Consider the following 16,456-nt stretch of genomic DNA (forward strand, 5'->3'; position numbering starts at 1 on the left):
TCGGCCAGCGCTCACCCAAGGCGATCGCCGCGCTCGTCGGCCTTGCCCCGTTCGACAACAAGAGCGGCAAGCTCAACCGCAGGAGCCAGATCCAGGGCGGGCGATCACGCGTGCGCCGCGCCCTCTATATGGCAGCCCTCATCAGAACCTGTGAGCGCTTCAAGACATTCTACACAGCGCTTGCTGCCCGCTCGGGGTCCAAGAAACTGGCCATCATCGCCGTCGCAAGGAAGCTCCTGGTCGTCCTCAACGCGATCATTCGCGACAAAACCGCATTCGCATGAACACAGTTGCCATTCCGTGACCTCGCGCGAAGGGTAAAGCGGTGCAGAACAGAGGTCGTTCTGCACCGCGGTAACGCCTGTAGGTAACGGAATGGATTCTAGGGTCTGCGCGGCGTCGCTCCGCTCCTTGCTCCGCCCTAGAATGACGAAGCCGAGGTTGGCCCGCCCAGCCTACTGCACCGAGCCGACCAGCACCGCCTGGCCGTCGCGGATCGAGACCCAGCGTCCGGTGTTGTCGATCGCCTGGCGCTTGAGGAAGCGGTAGCCGGTCGCGTCCCAGGCTTTGACCTTGTCGGTCAGATTGTCGAGCACGTAGTCGCCCTTGTCGGTGCGCACCGTGAGCACCGAGTGGCCTTCGCCATCCGGCTTGCGCACGACGGTGATCAGGAGATCGGCGAGCGACATGCCCATGCGATAAAGCTGGCGGCGCTTTTCCAGCACATAGTCCTCGCAGTCGCCATAGCCGTCATCCGGATAGGCCCAGACTTCATCCTTGCCGTAGTGATCGAGATCGCTCAACGGCTTGACGGCGGCGTTGACCTTGGCGCTGACATTGACCAGCTTGCGCCACAGGCCGTCCGTCATCCTGGCCGGCTCGAGATCGGCCGGATGGATGTTGCATTCGCTCGGACGCACCTTGCAGAAATCATAGTGTCCGATCGGCTGCGAGGTCAGGCCGCCTGTGGTCATCGCGCCCGCCGCCCAGGCGGGCACCGCCCAGTGAGCCGAAATCGCCAGCCCCGCGACTGAACACAAACGCAGTATCCGCGTCATAGCTGAGGAAGTCATTGCCCCCGCCGCCCTCTCTTTGTTAACGAAACGTTAAGGGCGATTTACAGTCCGTGTCAATTAGAGAGCACGGCCAGTTTGACGGCATGGTTACCTGGACGATCCCGTAGCGGCACTTTCGCCACAGAGGCAAAGGCGCAACACCAGCGGCCGCCGGCTGGCGGCGGAAAGTCCGCTCTGGCGCGCTCTGCGGCATTCAGCCTTTCGCCGAACGGACCAGTCTCGGCTTCGTCGCCACACGCTGCTGGCGGCCATAGCTGGAAATGAAGTCGGCGATGCGCGGCACGATTTCGGAGCGGAAGCGCGAGCCGTTGAAGACGCCGTAATGGCCGACCGCCGGCTGCATGTAATGGACATGCTTGTCGGCGGGAATGTTGACGCACAGATCATGCGCGGCCTGGGTCTGGCCGAGCCCGGAAATGTCGTCGTTCTCGCCCTCGATGGTGAGCAGCGCGACGTTGCGGATCGTTGTGCAATCGACCGTCTCGCCGCGATGCGTCATCTCGCCCTTCGGCAAAGCGTGACGCACGAATACGGTGTCGACCGTCTGCAGGTAGAATTCCGCCGTCAGATCCATCACCGCCAGGTACTCGTCATAGAAGTCGCGGTGCTTTTCGGCGCTGTCGCCGTCATTTTTCACAAGGTGCATGAAGAAGTCCTTGTGGGCGATGATATGGCGGTCGAGATTCATGCTCATGAAGCCCGAAAGCTGCAGGAAGCCGGGATAGACCTCGCGGCCGAAGCCCGGCACCGGCCACGGCGCCTGCATGATGACATTGTCGCGGAACCAAGCGATGCCCTTTTCCTCGGCCAGAAGATTGACCGCGGTCGGGTTGCGGCGCGTATCGATCGGGCCGCCCATCAGCGTCATGGTCGAGGGCACGAATGGATCGCCGCGCTTCTCCATCAGCGCCACCGCCGCCAGCACGGGCACCGAAGGCTGGCAGACGGCCATCACATGCGTGTCGGGGCCGAGCGCATGGAACATCTCGACGACATAGTCGATATAGTCGTCGAGATCGAAGCTGCCTTGCGCCACCGGCACCATGCGGGCGTCGACCCAGTCGGTGATGTGCACGTCGGCATGCGGCAGCATCGCCTCGACCGTGCCGCGCAACAGCGTCGCGTAATGGCCCGACATCGGCGCCACGATCAAAAGCTTCGGGTCCGGCTTGCGCCCCGCAGGCAGCGCGCGCTCGAAACGCACCAGATTGCAGAACGGCTTCGACCAGACCGTCTTTTCGGTGACGTCGACGCTCTTCCAGTCGACGACGGTCTTGTCCAGGCCGAATCGCGGCTTGCCGTAGCGGCGGGTGGTGCGCTCGAAGAGTTCGGCGGTCGCCGCGACCGAGCGTCCGAAGGGGGTGTGGGAGATCGGATTGAGCGGGTTGGAGTAGAAGAGCCGCACCGCGTCGGCATAGAGGCGGACCGGCTGCAGCGCCGCATGGTTCATTTCGTAGAGCTGGTAGAACATCGAGAACCTCGTTGCCGTCCATCGACCAAAGGGACGACGAACAGCGCCGAGCCTTGAATGTCTCCCGGCGAGGTTAACGAGATATTGTTGCGATGCAATACGTCATTTTGTCTGACGAATGCTTCTTTGGTTCAACCTGTTGAAATCGGACTTGGACCGGGCGAGCCGGCTCACTGTGCGGTGCCGAAATGTGAAGGATATGTGTCCGGCCCCTCACGCCGGACACTAGACCATGATCCCGAAAAGTGGGTTCCGGTTTTCGGAAAAGATCATGGTGTGAGGGACCCTCAAACGCGCGCCATGCAGACGGCGGTGTGGCCCGAACCGATGAAACCGAGCTGGCTGGCGGCGCCGCGGGAGAGGTCGAGCATGCGTCCCCTCACGAACGGACCGCGATCGTTGATGCGCACGACGACGCTGCGGCCATTGTCTTTGTTGGTGACCCGGAGCTTGGTGCCGAAGGGCAGGGAGCGATGGGCGGCAGTCAATGCCGAGGGGTTCATGCGTTCCCCTGAGGCGGTTCTGGAATGCAGCGCATACCAGGAAGCGCGGCCGCATTGCGCGGCGGCGGAGGAGGCGGACGAGGCGCCAGCCATCAGGCCAGCCGCGATCGTTACCGCGACAAGCGCGGTCTGGTTGGTTTTCTTCATGCTTTGGGGGTGGCTCCGTTGATCGAGTAGCCCCGCCTAAGTGCCGAATGAGGCGGGAAATGCGGCAGCCTTCTGGCGGTTCCATGGCGACGGCACACGTTTGGAGTCGCCGCGAAACAGTTTGTCATGATATTTTTGGAGCCGGAAAGGCGTATTCTTGATGAATATCGGGTCACTATCCGGGACGTTCCGGACAAGATCGGTCCCCAAGATTGGAAGTACAGAGGCACCGGACTATTCCGATTCCTCGGCGTCTTTGTTGCGTCCCTGTTGCCGTTCAGGATCGACTTCCGGAGAGGGTCCAGCCGATGCGATTGATCAGGTTTGTGCTGGCGCTGATTGTGCTGGGGTTGGGCGCGCTATGGTCGCTGCAGGGCCTCGGCCTGGTGGGCGGCAGCTTCATGACCGGCCGGACGCAATGGCTCTATATCGGCCTCGTCACCATGCTGGCCGGTATTGTCGGGCTGCGCTGGGCGAACCGTTCGCGCGTCTGACCTTGCGATATGATCTTGTGATCTGGGATCGCGGCCGGCGCCGCGATCAAGTCCGGCTGAACAGGTGATCCAGGATGGTGCCCTCGATATGGGCAAGCTCCGCCGAACCGTGCCGGCGGGGCCGGGCCACAGGCACGTCGAGGTCAAGGGCGATCCTGCCGGCGCCGATCACCACGACACGGTCGGCAAGCGCGACGGCTTCGCCGACATCATGCGTCACCAGCACGGCGGTGAACTTCTGGTCGAGCCATATCCGTTCCAGAAGCTGCTGCATCTCGATGCGGGTCAGCGCGTCCAGCGCGCCGAGCGGCTCGTCCAGCGCCAGGATCTGCGGCTGGCCGACCAGAGCGCGGGCAAGCGCGACGCGCTGCTTCTGCCCGCCCGACAGCACCGACGGCCACTCGTCGGCGCGATCGGCCAGCCCGACCTCGTCCAGCATGGCAAGCGCCCGCTGCCTGGCGTCAGTGCCGCCGGCGATGCCGGTCAGACCGATCTCGACATTCTTCACCACGCTCGCCCAGGGCAGCAGCCGCGGCTCCTGGAACATGAAGCGCGTGCGGCTGTGACCTCCCTCGGCCGCGCCAAAGGTCAGCGAACCGCTGCTCGGGCGGTCGAGCCCGGCGAGCAGCCGAAGCAGCGTGCTCTTGCCGCAGCCGCTCTTGCCGATGACAGCCAGGAACTGTCCGGCCCGCACGTCGAGGCTGATGCCGTCGAGCACGATCTTGTCGCCGAAGCGTTTTCCCACTTCCCTGAAGGCGAAGGCCCGGCGGCCCTCGACCGAGCCGATCGTCCGGGCTTGCGCCGGCGTGGCGACGAGGGGGCGTGCGGCGGTGAGGGCTGCGGCTGGCATCTTTGTTCTCACCCTTTCTGGAAGCCCGGATGCCAGCCGAGCGACAGGCGCTCGAGCAGGCGGGCCAGGCTGTCGGCGAGCTTGCCGAGCAGCGCGTAGATCAGGATCGACAGCACCACGACGTCGATCAGCAGGAACTCGCGCGCCTGCATGGCCATGTAGCCGAGGCCGGAACTGGCCGAGATCGTCTCGGCGACGATCAACGTCAGCCACATGATGCCCAGCGCATAGCGCAGGCCGACAAAGATCGAAGGCAGGGCGCCGGGCAGGACCACTCGGAAGAACAAGGCGCGCCGGTCGAGCCCGTAGACCCGGCCCATCTCGACCAGCTGCGGATCGACGCTCTGGATGCCGAGCAGCGTGTTGACATAGATCGGGAAGAAGACGCCGAGCGCCACCAGGAAGAGTTTTGCTTCCTCGTCGATGCCGAACCACAGGATGACCAGCGGGATCAGCGCCAGATGCGGGATGTTGCGGATCATCTGCAGCGTCGTGTCGGTGAGGCCGCGGCTCAGCGCCGACAACCCGTTGGCGAGGCCGAGCGCGAAGCCGATCGAGCCGCCTATGGCGAAGCCGGACAGCGCGCGCAAAGTGGAGACGCCGATGTTGCGGACCAGCTCGCCGGACAGTGTCAGCCGCCAGAAGGCCTCGGCCACCGCGCTCGGCGCCGGCAGCACATTGGCCGGGATCAAACCCGCGCGTGCGGCGGCTTCCCAGGCGGCGATGATCGCTGCCGGCAGCAGCCAGCCGGCCGCGCCGCTACGGGCAAGGCGAGCGGCCAGGCTCATGACGCCGCCTGCAGGCGGCTGGCGCCGTGGAAGCCGACCGAGAATTCGTTGGCGATATCCTTGTGCGCCCGCTGCCGCTGCGTGCCGAGGCCGAGCCGCGGGAACAAAAGCTCGGCGACGCGATAGGCCTCCTCGAGATGCGGGTAGCCGGAGCCGATGATGGTGTCGATGCCGATCGCCTGGTATTCGCCGATGCGCTCGGCGATCTGCTCGGGCGTGCCGACCAGCGCCGTGCCGGCGCCGCCGCGCACCAGGCCGACGCCGGCCCACAGGTTCGGTGAGACGACGAGCCGGTCGCGCCGGCCGCCATGCAGCTCGGCCATGCGCCGCTGCCCGACCGAATCCATCTCCTTGAGGAAACGCGCCTGCGCGTTCTCGATCTGCGCGTCGGTGACATGGCTGATCAGCCGCTCGGCGGCGCGCCAGGCCTCATCCTCGGTCTCGCGCACGATGAAATGCAGCCTGATGCCGAAGCGCAGCTTGCGGCCGCGCCGCGCCGCCTTCTCGCGCGTCGAGGCGATCTTTGCGGCAACCTGCGCCGGCGGCTCGCCCCAGGTGAGATACATGTCGACGAGGTCGGCCGCGAGCTCCTGGCCGGCGTCGGACGAGCCGCCGAAATAGAGCGGCGGCCGCTCCTGCAGCGGCAACAGGTCGAGGCGACCGTTCTCGACGCGATAGTATTTGCCTTCGAAATTCACCCGCTCGCCCGAGACCAGCCCGCGCCAGATGGTCAGGAATTCCTGCGCCTGCGCATAGCGCTCGTCATGCGGCAGGAACACGCCGTCGCCGGCAAGCTCGGTCGGGTTGCCGCCGACCACGACATTGAGCAGCAGCCGGCCGTTGCTCAGTCGGTCGAGCGCCGCGGTCTGACGCGCCGCGAAGGTCGGCAGCGTCACGCCGGGTCGCAGCGCGACCAGGAATTTCAGCCTTTCCGTCAGCGTCGCGAGACCGGTGGCGGTGATCCAGGAATCCTCGCAGTTCTGGCCGGTGGGCAACAGCACACCGGGGAAGCCCAGCCGGTCGACCGCCTGCGCGATCTCCTTGAAGTAGCCGAACTCGGGCGGACGCTGCTGCTTCTCGGTGCCGAGATAGGTTCCGTCGCCATGCGTCGGGATGAACCAGAAGAAATCGAGCGGGCTGGCTGAAGCGGTCATGGCTGATACCCGGGAGAAGACAGTCGAAAACAAAGGCGGCACCGGGCGTTCGCCGCCCGGCGCCGTGGATGGAATTCAGTTGCCCGGCGCGGTCCAGACGGCGTCGGAGATCCGCACCGCTTTCGGGATCAGCCCGAGCTTGAAGAAGCGGTCGGCGGTCGCCTGCTGGCCGGCGACGATCTCGGCGGTGATCGGATAGATGCCGAACTTGGTGCGGTTGGCGGCGATCGTCTGCGCGTCTAGCGGCACGCCGGTCACCTCATGCAGCGCCTCGGCCACCTTGTCGCGGTTCTGGTCGGCCCATTTGGCCGCGTCGCCAAGCGCGGCGATCGTCGTCGAGACGAAATCCGGATGCGCCTTGGCGAAATCCTTGTTGGCGAGGAAATAGGTGTTGACCTGGAGCACGTCGCTGGAGCGGGCAAGCACGCGCGGCTGGTAACGGGTCTCGGCAATGGCGAAGAACGGATCCCAGACGGCCCACGCATCGATCTGGTCGCTGGCGAAGGCGGCCGCCGCATCGGCGGGGCTGAGGTAGACGGGCGTGATCTGGTCGAAGGGGATGCCGGCCTTTTCCAGGGCGGCAACGACCAGATTATGCGCGCTGGTACCCTTGCCGACGCCGATGCGCTTGCCCTTGAGGTCGGCCAGCGACTGGATCGGCGAGGCCGGCTTGACGAAGATCGCCTCGCCCTGGCCGTTGGACGGCAGCGCGGCGGCGTAGACGATGTTGGCGCCGGCAGATTGACCGAAGATCGGCGGCGCGTCGCCGGTCCAGCCGACATCGATGGCGCCGACATTCAGGGCTTCCACCAGCGGCGGGCCGGCGGTGAACTCGACCCACTTAACCGTGACGCCCTTGTCGGCAAGCGCCTTTTCGATGATCTGCTGCTGCCGGGCGATCACCGGCAAGCCGGTCTTCTGGTAGCCGATGTTGAACGCCTTGAGGTCCTGCGCGGCGGCGGGGGATGTCGTCCCAAAGGATGCGGCAAAGGCCGCCGCTGCCAGCAGGCCGACGCCGAAAGCGCGTCTCGTCAGATTGAACATGACCCTCTCCTTCGTTGGTCCCGAACTGCCGGGCCGTTTGGAATGAGGTCAGGCTAGGTAAATCTATAAAGTTAGTAGAGGAACGATCTTGCGAGTTCGCAGCGCAAATCGGAATCATTTTCTACAAGCGGCGCCGGGCGGCCACACAGCGCCTCGCCGGAACAAAGAATGCTCCTGCGCCCTGATCACTGCGACCAGTACTGCCAGGCCCAGTAGAAGCTCTCGTCACGGGGCGGCAGGCGGTCGCGTTCGCCGGCAAGCAGCACCGGCGTCGGCGATTTCGGTTCGTCTTTCTGTCGTGTGTCGCTCGACGGCAGACGCAACAGCCAAGCGCCGACATGCGCGAACAGCACCGCGGTGGAATGGGTCACAAGTCCTACTCCTTCGCTTTCGTTCATTCCCGCCCCGCCCAGGGCACCAGCACCCGCTCGACACGCCGGATGACGAATTCCAGTGCAAAAGCGATGATCGCGATCACCAGGATGCCCATCACCACCACATCCGTGACCAGGAATTGCGCCGCCGACTGGATCATGAAGCCGAGCCCGCGCGTCGCCGCCACCAGTTCGGCTGCGACCAGCGTCGACCAGCCGGCGCCGAGCGCGATGCGCAGGCCGGTGAGGATCGATGGCAGTGCGCTCGGCAGGATCACATGGCGAATGACCTGGGCCCGGGTGGCGCCGAGTGATCGCGCCGCGTCCACGCGCTCGCGCGAAACGCCGCGCACCCCGGCAGCGGTCGACAGGGCCACCGGCGCCAGCATGGCGATGGCGATCACCAGGATTTTCGATGGCTCGCCGATGCCGAACCAGATGATGATCAGCGGCAGATAGGCGAGCGGCGGGATCGGCCGCAGGAACTCGAGCAGCGGGTCGAACACGCCGCGCCCGATCCTGCTGATGCCGATGGCGAGCCCGACCGGGACGCCGACGAGGATCGCCGCGATCAGCGCCGCGAACACGCGCCAAAGCGAGGCGAGGGTATGCTGGAGCAGCGTCGCATCGACGAATCCGTCGCGGGCGACGACGACAAATTTCGCCCAGACCGCGGCGGGCGTGGGCAGGAAGACCGGCGATACCAGCTGCAGCGAGGCCGCCGCCGTCCAGGCGGCGAGCAGCACGAGAATGGTGATCGCGCTGACCAGCCTGGCCGAAACGACCGCACGTTTCGGCCGTGGCCGGGACCATGGCACGGAAAACCCGTCATTCTCGCCGGCGTTCGCGGCGGGGCGTTCGCTGTAGGCACTCACGCTCATGCCGCCTCTCCTTCGAAGATCGCATCGGTCAGCTCCGCGCGGGCCGCGGCAAAGGCGGGATCGGCCTTGATCGCGCGGATCGGCTCGCCGGCGGCGTAACGGCGGCCGAAATGGGTTTCGAATGTCCGCACCACGTGCCCTGGACCCGGCGCCAGCACGACGATGCGGGTGGCGAGCACCAGCGCCTCCTCGATGCCGTGCGTAACCATCAGCACGCCGACATGGGCCGCTGCCCACAGGTCGAGCAGCGTCGTCTGCATGCGCTCGCGCGTCAGGGCGTCGAGCGCTCCAAGCGGCTCGTCGAGCAGGAGGAATTCGGGTTCGGCGGCCAAAGCCCGGGCCAGGCCGACGCGCTGGCGCATGCCGCCGGAAAGCTCCCAGATGCGCTTGTCGCCGGCATCGCCGAGCTTGACCAGCGACAGCAGTTCGTCGGCGCGGCGCGCCCTTTTGTCGGCGGATACGCCACGCAGCCTGAGCGCGAAGGCGACATTTTCCCGCGCCGTCAGCCAGGGGAACAATGCATCGTTCTGGAAGACCACGGCGCGATCGGAGCCGGGCCCGGTGATCGGCCGGCCGTCCACCGTGGCCAGGCCGCCCGCGGGCTCGACCAGGCCGGCGGCGACATTGAGCAGCGAGGTCTTGCCGCAGCCGGAACGGCCGACCAGCACGACGAAATCGCCCCTGCCTGAATCGCTTTTGCCGATGTCGAGCGAAACACGCTCGACTGCCGGGGCCGGCTGGCCGTCATAGTGAACGATGACCTTGTCGAGGATGAGATGCGTCATTCGGGCCTCTGCTGGACCAAGGCGTTGGATCCTAAGGCCTGCCCCGAAGCCGCGCCTCGTAAGCGGCTCCGGGACAGACAAGCGCAAGGCCAGGGAAGGAGGCCGCGCTTGCGAACAATTCCCGAAAGGCGGTCATCCTTCCGGGAATTGCATGGAGAAGGCTCAGTTCGAGGCGAGCGCCTCGCTGGCGTATTTCGCCGTCACATATTTCGAATAGTCGGGCAGCACGGCGTCGATCTTGCCCTGCTCCTTGAGGAAGGCGGACGTCGCCGCCACGGCCTTGACGGTCGCGCCGCCGAGGAACTTGTCCGAAGCCTGTTCTTCGAGCGACGGGAAGACATAACCCTTGAGCAGTTCCGGCACCTCTTCCAGCTTGGCGCCGGTGAGTTTCGCAATCTTGCCGGCTTCCGGCGAGGATACCGACCAGGCGTCCGGCTTGGCGAGGAACTGGGCATAGGCCTCGCCCGTCACCTTAACGAAGTCGCGCACGGCTTCGGGATGCTTTTCGGCAAAATCGGTGCGCACGATCCACGCGTCGAAGGTCGGCGCGCCCCAGGCGGCCACCTGCGAGGAGTCCAGCACCACCTTACCCGTCGTCTTCACCTGGCCGAGCGCCGGATCCCAGACATAGGCCGCGTCGATATCGCCGCGCGCGAAGGCGGCGGCGATCTCCGGCGGCCTCAGATTGAGGATCTGGACCGACTTCGGATCGACGCCTTCATGCTTCAGCGCCGCGAGCAGGCTGTAATGCGTGGTCGAGACGAACGGCACGGCGACCTTCTTGCCGGCAAGGTCGGCGACCTTCTCGATGCCGGCGCCGTTGCGGGCGACCAGCGCTTCCGACGGACCGATCAGGCCGACGACGAAGATGGTCTGGATCGGCAATTCGCGGCTGGCGGCCGCGGCCAGCGGGCTCGAGCCGACATAGCCGATATCGACCGAGCCGGAAGCGATCGCGGCGATGACGTCGGCGCCGGAATCGAACTTGCGCCAGTCGATCGCCGCCTTGGTCGCCTTCTCATAGGCGCCGTCGGCCTGCGGCACTTTCGATGGCTCGACCACCGTCTGGTAGCCGATGGTGATCTTGAGGTCCTCGGCGCTGGCCGGACCGAGCAGGGCGGCGGCCGTAAGCGCCGCCGACGAGAAAAGCAGAACGCGTCGTGAAAGGATTGACATTGAAAGGCTCCATACCCCTGAAAATTGGATTGCCTTTCTATCGTCCGTTAATTCGATCGGGTTTGTAGAGTTAAATCCTTCCAACGAAGCGGGCTTTGTTGGAAAAGTGTCGCCCTGTACCGGCGGCGGAAGCGCAAAAGGACAGTCGCGGAGAGGCGACGGTGGCGGACGCCCGCAGCGCTCTGGCGAAGCCCGTCCCCGTCCGTCGTCATTCCAGGGCGGAGCAAGGAGCGAAGCGACGCGCGCAGACCCTGGAATCCATTCCGTGACATGGGGGCGATGCAACGGTGCGGAATTATCCGGTGTCGCCCCGCAAAACCTTCGTTCTGCACCGTAGTGCCTATCATGGATGTAGTGGCATGGATTCTAGGGTCTGCGCGCCGCTTCGCGTCGCTCCGCCCTAGAATGACGACCCGTATGGATGCGGCCTAGCGAACGAAAATTCTCCAACAAGCCTACCCGGGCAAATCCATACCTTAAAGGAGCCGGCAATTGGAAAGCGGGTTTCGTGCCTGGCTCGCTTAGTATAGTAATCTTATCAACATTGGGAGTGAGAGAACGATGCGCGACCTTCTAAAAACCGTTCCGGCGATCGTTCGTGGCCTGCGGCCGAGGCCGCCCGCGGCGACCGCCGCGCGCTGACCGCTCGACAGAAATTCCGGCTCGCAACCATGGTTGGACGCGGCAACTCCATCATCATTGTCGGCGGCGGCGCCAGCGGCGTGGTGCTGGCCGCGCATCTGCTGATGTCGTCGAACCCCGATCTGCGCGTCACGCTGATCGAGAAGCGGCCGCATTTCGGCCAGGGCATGGCCTATTCCACTCTGCTGTCGGCGCATGTGCTCAACGTCAAAGCCTCCGGCATGAGCGCCTATGCCGACGACCCCACCCATTTCGCACGCTGGGTGCTGGAGCGCGGTTTCGCCAAACCCGACCAAGGGCCATTCTATGCGCCGCGCAGCCTCTATGCGCGCTACCTCAGGGAGCTGCTCGACGATCTCGTGGAACGTGAGCGCGAGACCGGCCGGTTGCGGCTGATTGCCGAGGAGAGCCTGTCGATCACGCCGACGCCGGCTGGTGTCGAGGTGGTGCTCGCCAACGGCACCAGCGTCGTTGGCCATCTGGCCGTGCTTGCAACTGGCCATGACGAGCAGCCCGGCGCCTTCCAGGGCCACGCCATCCGCATGGGGACGGAGGCCGACACCACGCTCGATCCCAAAACTTCGGTCCTGCTGCTCGGCACGGGCTTGAGCATGGTCGATGCCTTCCTGTCGCTGGAACAGCGCGGCCATCGCGGCCCGATCGTCGCGGTGTCGCGGCGCGGCCTGCTGCCGTCGCCGCATCGCAAGGGCAACCCGATCAAGCTCGATATCGCCGACATTCCGCTGGGCACCGAGCTTTCCTATTTCGTCGGCTGGTTCCGCAACCTGATCCACGAGACCCAGAAGGCCGGCGGCGACTGGCGCGACGTCGTGGACGGGCTTCGGCCGTTCAACCAGACGATCTGGCAGAACTGGCCGTCCTCGGCCAAGCGCCGCTTCGTCGAGCACACCAAGGCCTGGTGGGACATCCACCGCCACCGCATGGCGCCGGAAGTCTACGCGCGCGTCACCGAGGCGGTCGGGTCGGGCCGCATCCGCCTGGTCGCCGGCAGGGTCGTGAATGTCGAGGCGAACGGCGGCTTCACCGTAAAAATCCAGCCGCGCAGCACGCAGGCTATCGAGACCCTGGAGGTCGCCCGGCTCTATGACTGCATGGGCATCGCCCGCGACATTTCGAGGACCTCGAACGGCGTGGTGCGCTCGTTGATCGAGCGCAGCCTGGCGCGGCCGGATCCGCTGCGCCTCGGCCTCGACGTCACGGCGAAATGCGAGCTGATCGCGGCCGACGGCACGGTGTCGTCGAAGCTGCTCGCCGTCGGGCCGCTGACGCGCGGCACCTTCTTCGAGATCGACGCCATTCCGGACATCCGCGTGCAATGCGCGAAGCTGAGCAAGCAGCTGCTGGGGTGAGGCTCGCTGTGAAGCGAGACCTTGAGACGCTGGCGGGACAGCACCCCCCTCTGCCCTGCCGGGCATCTCCCCCGCAAGGGGGGAGATCAGCAGCTCCGCCGGCGGCGCCTCTCCTGCAACGTCGATGATTGGCGAAAGCGGCCGCGACATCCAATCTCCCCCCTTGCGGGGGAGATGGCCGGCAGGCCAGAGGGGGGTGTGAAGGAACTCGACGCTGATCATCGATTTCCAATCACCCTTCTCCCAATATGCCGCCCGCGAAATTCCATTCCTCGACTCGCCGCCGGATTGGCACGATCTATCTTCTTTCCGGATGAAAAGGGCTGGAAAAGACAGGCGAGCGATCCGTGAAACCGCAATGGCTTTCGGCGGTCCGATGCGCGAGATTGCCAACACTGCTTCCATGGAGCATCTCAGATGAGCGAGCAGAGACAACCGGCGCCCGGCGGCGCGGACACCAATCTGTCGAGACTGCGTCCGCCTTACGCTTCGGTGCTCGACCTGATCGGGCAGACGCCGATCGTCGAGCTGACCAAATTCGACACCGGCAAATGCCGTCTGTTCATCAAGCTCGAAAGCCAGAACCCCGGCGGCTCGATCAAGGATCGCATCGCGCTGTCTATGATCGCGGCGGCCGAGAAGGACGGCCGGCTGAAGCGTGGCGGCACCATCGTCGAAGCCACTGCCGGCAACACCGGTCTAGGCCTCGCCCAGGTCGGCATCCCGAAAGGCTACCGCATCATCCTGGTCGTGCCCGACAAGATGTCGCGCGAGAAGATTCAGCATCTGCGCGCGCTCGGTGCTGAAGTGCGCATGACGCGCTCCGACGTCGGCAAGGGCCATCCCGAATACTACCAGGACATGGCCGAGAAGATCGCCGCCGAATTGCCCGGCGCCTTCTACGCCAACCAGTTCGCCAACCCCGCCAATCCGCTGGCGCATGAGACGACCACCGGGCCGGAAATTTTCTCGCAGCTTGGCGGCGACGTCGACGCGGTGGTGGTCGGCGTCGGCTCCGGCGGCACGCTCACCGGGCTCGGCCGCTATTTCGCGAAACATTCGCCCAAGACCGAGATGGTGCTCGCCGATCCGGTCGGTTCGGTGCTGGCGCCGCTGATCAAGACCGGCAAGATGGAGGAGGCCGGCAGCTGGACGGTCGAAGGCATCGGCGAGGATTTCGTGCCGCCCAACGCCGATCTCTCGCTGGTGAAGAAAGCCTACTCGATTCCCGACAAGCAGAGCATGCTGGCGGTGCGCGATCTCTTGTCCAAGGAAGGTATCCTGGCCGGCTCGTCCTCGGGCACGCTGTTGTCGGCCGCACTTCGCTATTGCCGCGAGCAGACGGTGCCGAAGCGCGTCGTGACCTTCGTCTGCGACAGCGGCAACAAGTACCTGTCGAAGGTCTTCGACGATTTCTGGCTGGCCGAGCAGGGCCTTGCCGAGCAGGAGCAGCATGGCGATTTGCGCGACCTCGTCATGCGCTCGCCGCGCACCGGCGACATCGTCACCGTCGGCCCCGAGGAAAGCCTGCTCAACGCCTATGGTCGCATGCGCCGTTCCGATGTCTCTCAATTGCCGGTGCTGGATGAAGGCAGGCTGGTCGGCATCGTCGACGAAAGCGATATCCTGGCCAAGGTCGACGGGCCCTATGACGGCCGCTGGGACCGTTTCAACGCGCCGGTGCGCACGGCTATGACGTCGAACCTGCACACCCTGCAGGCCAACCAGACGCTGGATGCGCTGCTGCCGGTCTTCGACCGCAACGAGGTCGCCATCGTCTTCGATGGCGACGAGTTCATCGGCCTGATAACCCGTATCGACCTGATCAACCATCTGAGGCGCCGCGCAAAATGACTTCAAACGGCAAGAACCGCCTGGCCTTTTCCACCCGCACCATCCATGGCGGCCAGAGCCACGACCCGCTGACCGGCGCGGTGATGGTGCCGATCTACGCCACCTCCACCTATGGCCAGCAGTCGCCCGGAGTGCACAAGGGCTTTGAATATGCCCGCAGCCAGAACCCGACGCGCTTTGCCTTCGAACGCGCGGTCGCTGATCTTGAAAGCGGCACCAGGGCCTTCGCCTTCGCCTCCGGCCTGGCGGCGATCTCGACGGTGCTGGAGCTGCTCGATTCCGGCGCCCATATCGTCGCCACCGACGACATCTATGGCGGCTCGTTCCGGCTGATGGAGCGGGTGCGCAAGCGCTCCGCCGGCCTGCAGGTGAGCTTCGCCGACTTCACCGACCTTGCCGCGGTCGAGGCAGCGATCCGCCCGGAAACAAAACTGCTATGGGTCGAGACGCCGACCAACCCGCTGCTGCGCATCGTCGATCTCGAAGCTCTCGCCGCGCTTGCAAAGCGTAAGGGTCTGCTTACCGTCGCCGACAACACTTTCTGCAGCCCCTATATCCAGCGCCCGCTGGAGCTCGGCATCGACATCGTCGTGCACTCGACGACGAAATATCTCAACGGCCATTCCGACATGGTCGGCGGCGTGGCGGTCGTCGGCGACAACAAGGACCTCGCCGACCAGCTGAAATTCCTGCAGAACGCCATCGGCGCCATCTCCAGCCCCTTCGACAGTTTTCTGGCGCTGCGCGGCATCAAGACTCTGGCGCTGAGGATGGAGCGCCATTCCGCGAATGGCCTGAAGATAGCGCAATGGCTGGAAACGCGAAAAGATGTCCGTCGGGTCATCTATCCCGGCCTCGCCAGCCACCCGCAGCATTCCATCGCCGTCCAACAGATGCATGCCTTCGGCGGCATGATCTCGGTCGACCTCGACCGTGATCTTGCCGGGGCGAAACGCTTTCTCGAACGCACCCAGCTTTTCACGCTGGCCGAAAGCCTCGGCGGCGTCGAGAGCCTGATCGAGCATCCGGCGCTGATGACGCATGGATCGATCCCGGCCGAGAAGCGCGGCGCCATCGGCATCACGGATTCGCTGGTGCGGCTCTCCTGCGGCATCGAGGATGGCGATGATCTGGTTGCGGACCTGGAGCAGGCGCTGGCGCTTTAAAGCACCGGGCGTGGTGATCTTTCGCGCCCCTGGTGGGCAGGACAATCGCAAATGGCGCTTGGTCATTCTAGGGCGGAGCAAGGAGTGAAGCGACGCGCGCAGACCCTAGAATCCATGCCGAGACGCCCGAGCGCCGCAACGGTGCAGAACGTTCACCAGCCAATTCCGCGAAAGAGCTCGAACCATTCCGGGTTGGCTTTCTCTATAAGTTCGACCTTCCATCGGCGTGGCCAGCGCTTCAGCGATGTCTCGCGCTGAATAGCATCGGCGATGTCGAAGTATTCCTCGTACCAGACCAAACGCTGCACACCATAACGCCTGGTGAAGCTGGAGCCTTGGCCTGTCTTGTGCTCGGGCATCCGCCGCGCAAGGTCATTGGTGACACCGATATAGATCGTGCCGCCTTTCTGGCTTGCGGTCAGGTAGACGTAGCCTGTCATGTCGCGATCTTATCCAGCGCCATCGCCAGGCGCTGTTCTGGACCGTTTGCATTCTACGGCCAATGTCACGGCATGGATTCTAGGGTCTGCGCGCGTCGCTTCGCTCCTTGCTCCGCCCTAGAATGACGAAGCGCCATTTGCGATCGTCCTGCCCACGAGGGCCCACGCGGAGGCGCGCTGTCCCGCCGACATCTCGCTATGTGTGCCATTGCAGAGCGCAGCTTACACTCTACAGTGAGCC

Annotated in this window: 17 protein-coding genes; 5 read left to right on the forward strand and 12 right to left on the reverse strand. The window is 64.9% G+C overall.

The features are described from left to right. The coding region (locus tag EN852_RS29225; RefSeq protein ID WP_135879555.1) for a transposase at positions 1–284 on the forward strand (284 nt) is incomplete at its 5' end. A gap of 171 nt (positions 285–455) precedes the next feature. On the opposite strand, the gene EN852_RS29230 is transcribed toward EN852_RS29225, so the two are convergent. The 3 genes from EN852_RS29230 to EN852_RS29240 form a co-directional block, all read right to left on the reverse strand. Further along, on the reverse strand, positions 456–1,073 hold the full coding sequence (locus EN852_RS29230; protein WP_127879380.1) for a transglutaminase-like cysteine peptidase: 618 nt from the start codon (positions 1,071–1,073) through the stop codon (positions 456–458). 196 nt (positions 1,074–1,269) lie between these two features. Continuing rightward, entirely contained in the window at positions 1,270–2,547 is a 1,278-nt protein-coding gene (locus EN852_RS29235; RefSeq protein ID WP_127879378.1) for a polyhydroxyalkanoate depolymerase, read from the reverse strand. 287 nt (positions 2,548–2,834) lie between these two features. Beyond that, entirely contained in the window at positions 2,835–3,197 is a 363-nt protein-coding gene (locus tag EN852_RS29240) for a septal ring lytic transglycosylase RlpA family protein (RefSeq protein WP_127879376.1), read from the reverse strand. 308 nt (positions 3,198–3,505) lie between these two features. Between EN852_RS29240 and EN852_RS29245 the strand changes: the two genes are divergently transcribed. Then, on the forward strand, positions 3,506–3,691 hold the full coding sequence (locus EN852_RS29245; protein ID WP_127866151.1) for a hypothetical protein: 186 nt from the start codon (positions 3,506–3,508) through the stop codon (positions 3,689–3,691). A 46-nt stretch (positions 3,692–3,737) separates the two neighbouring features. Here EN852_RS29245 and EN852_RS29250 read toward each other — a convergent pair whose 3' ends face one another. From EN852_RS29250 to tauA, 8 genes are all read right to left on the reverse strand, one after another. Next, on the reverse strand, positions 3,738–4,541 hold the full coding sequence (locus tag EN852_RS29250) for an ATP-binding cassette domain-containing protein (RefSeq protein ID WP_127879374.1): 804 nt from the start codon (positions 4,539–4,541) through the stop codon (positions 3,738–3,740). Positions 4,542–4,549: 8 nt separating this feature from the next. Beyond that, positions 4,550–5,329 (reverse strand): ABC transporter permease subunit, encoded by a 780-nt coding sequence (locus EN852_RS29255; protein ID WP_127879372.1) that lies wholly within the window; start codon positions 5,327–5,329, stop codon positions 4,550–4,552. After that, positions 5,326–6,483, reverse strand: a complete 1,158-nt coding sequence (ssuD, locus tag EN852_RS29260; RefSeq protein WP_127879370.1) for an FMNH2-dependent alkanesulfonate monooxygenase — start codon at positions 6,481–6,483, stop codon at positions 5,326–5,328. The genes EN852_RS29255 and ssuD overlap by 4 nt, the downstream gene beginning before the upstream one ends. 75 nt (positions 6,484–6,558) lie before the next feature. After that, complete coding sequence (locus EN852_RS29265; RefSeq protein WP_127879368.1) at positions 6,559–7,527, reverse strand: sulfonate ABC transporter substrate-binding protein; 969 nt, start codon at positions 7,525–7,527, stop codon at positions 6,559–6,561. Between the two features lie 185 nt (positions 7,528–7,712). Then, positions 7,713–7,898 (reverse strand): hypothetical protein, encoded by a 186-nt coding sequence (locus EN852_RS29270; RefSeq protein ID WP_127879366.1) that lies wholly within the window; start codon positions 7,896–7,898, stop codon positions 7,713–7,715. Between the two features lie 23 nt (positions 7,899–7,921). After that, positions 7,922–8,782: an ABC transporter permease subunit gene (locus EN852_RS29275; protein ID WP_127879364.1), complete on the reverse strand. Its 861-nt coding sequence runs from the start codon at positions 8,780–8,782 to the stop codon at positions 7,922–7,924. After that, a complete protein-coding gene (locus EN852_RS29280; protein WP_127879362.1) occupies positions 8,779–9,567 on the reverse strand; it encodes a taurine ABC transporter ATP-binding protein in 789 nt (262 codons plus the stop codon). The genes EN852_RS29275 and EN852_RS29280 overlap by 4 nt, the downstream gene beginning before the upstream one ends. A gap of 162 nt (positions 9,568–9,729) precedes the next feature. Beyond that, positions 9,730–10,743, reverse strand: a complete 1,014-nt coding sequence (gene tauA, locus EN852_RS29285; RefSeq protein ID WP_127879360.1) for a taurine ABC transporter substrate-binding protein — start codon at positions 10,741–10,743, stop codon at positions 9,730–9,732. A 671-nt stretch (positions 10,744–11,414) separates the two neighbouring features. Here tauA and EN852_RS29290 point away from each other — a divergent pair. From EN852_RS29290 to EN852_RS29305, 3 genes are all read left to right on the forward strand, one after another. Beyond that, a complete protein-coding gene (locus EN852_RS29290) occupies positions 11,415–12,755 on the forward strand; it encodes an FAD/NAD(P)-binding protein (protein WP_127879358.1) in 1,341 nt (446 codons plus the stop codon). A 417-nt stretch (positions 12,756–13,172) separates the two neighbouring features. Then, positions 13,173–14,609: a pyridoxal-phosphate dependent enzyme gene (locus EN852_RS29300; RefSeq protein ID WP_127879356.1), complete on the forward strand. Its 1,437-nt coding sequence runs from the start codon at positions 13,173–13,175 to the stop codon at positions 14,607–14,609. After that, positions 14,606–15,775 (forward strand): cystathionine gamma-synthase, encoded by a 1,170-nt coding sequence (locus EN852_RS29305; RefSeq protein ID WP_127879354.1) that lies wholly within the window; start codon positions 14,606–14,608, stop codon positions 15,773–15,775. The genes EN852_RS29300 and EN852_RS29305 overlap by 4 nt, the downstream gene beginning before the upstream one ends. A 152-nt stretch (positions 15,776–15,927) precedes the next feature. Here the strand turns inward: EN852_RS29305 and EN852_RS29310 are convergent, their stop codons facing one another. Further along, positions 15,928–16,215, reverse strand: a complete 288-nt coding sequence (locus tag EN852_RS29310) for a GIY-YIG nuclease family protein (RefSeq protein ID WP_127879352.1) — start codon at positions 16,213–16,215, stop codon at positions 15,928–15,930. Positions 16,216–16,456: the final 241 nt, after the last annotated feature.

It is taken from the genome of Mesorhizobium sp. M2E.F.Ca.ET.209.01.1.1 (assembly GCF_004010375.2).
Taxonomy (GTDB): Bacteria; Pseudomonadota; Alphaproteobacteria; order Rhizobiales; family Rhizobiaceae; genus Mesorhizobium.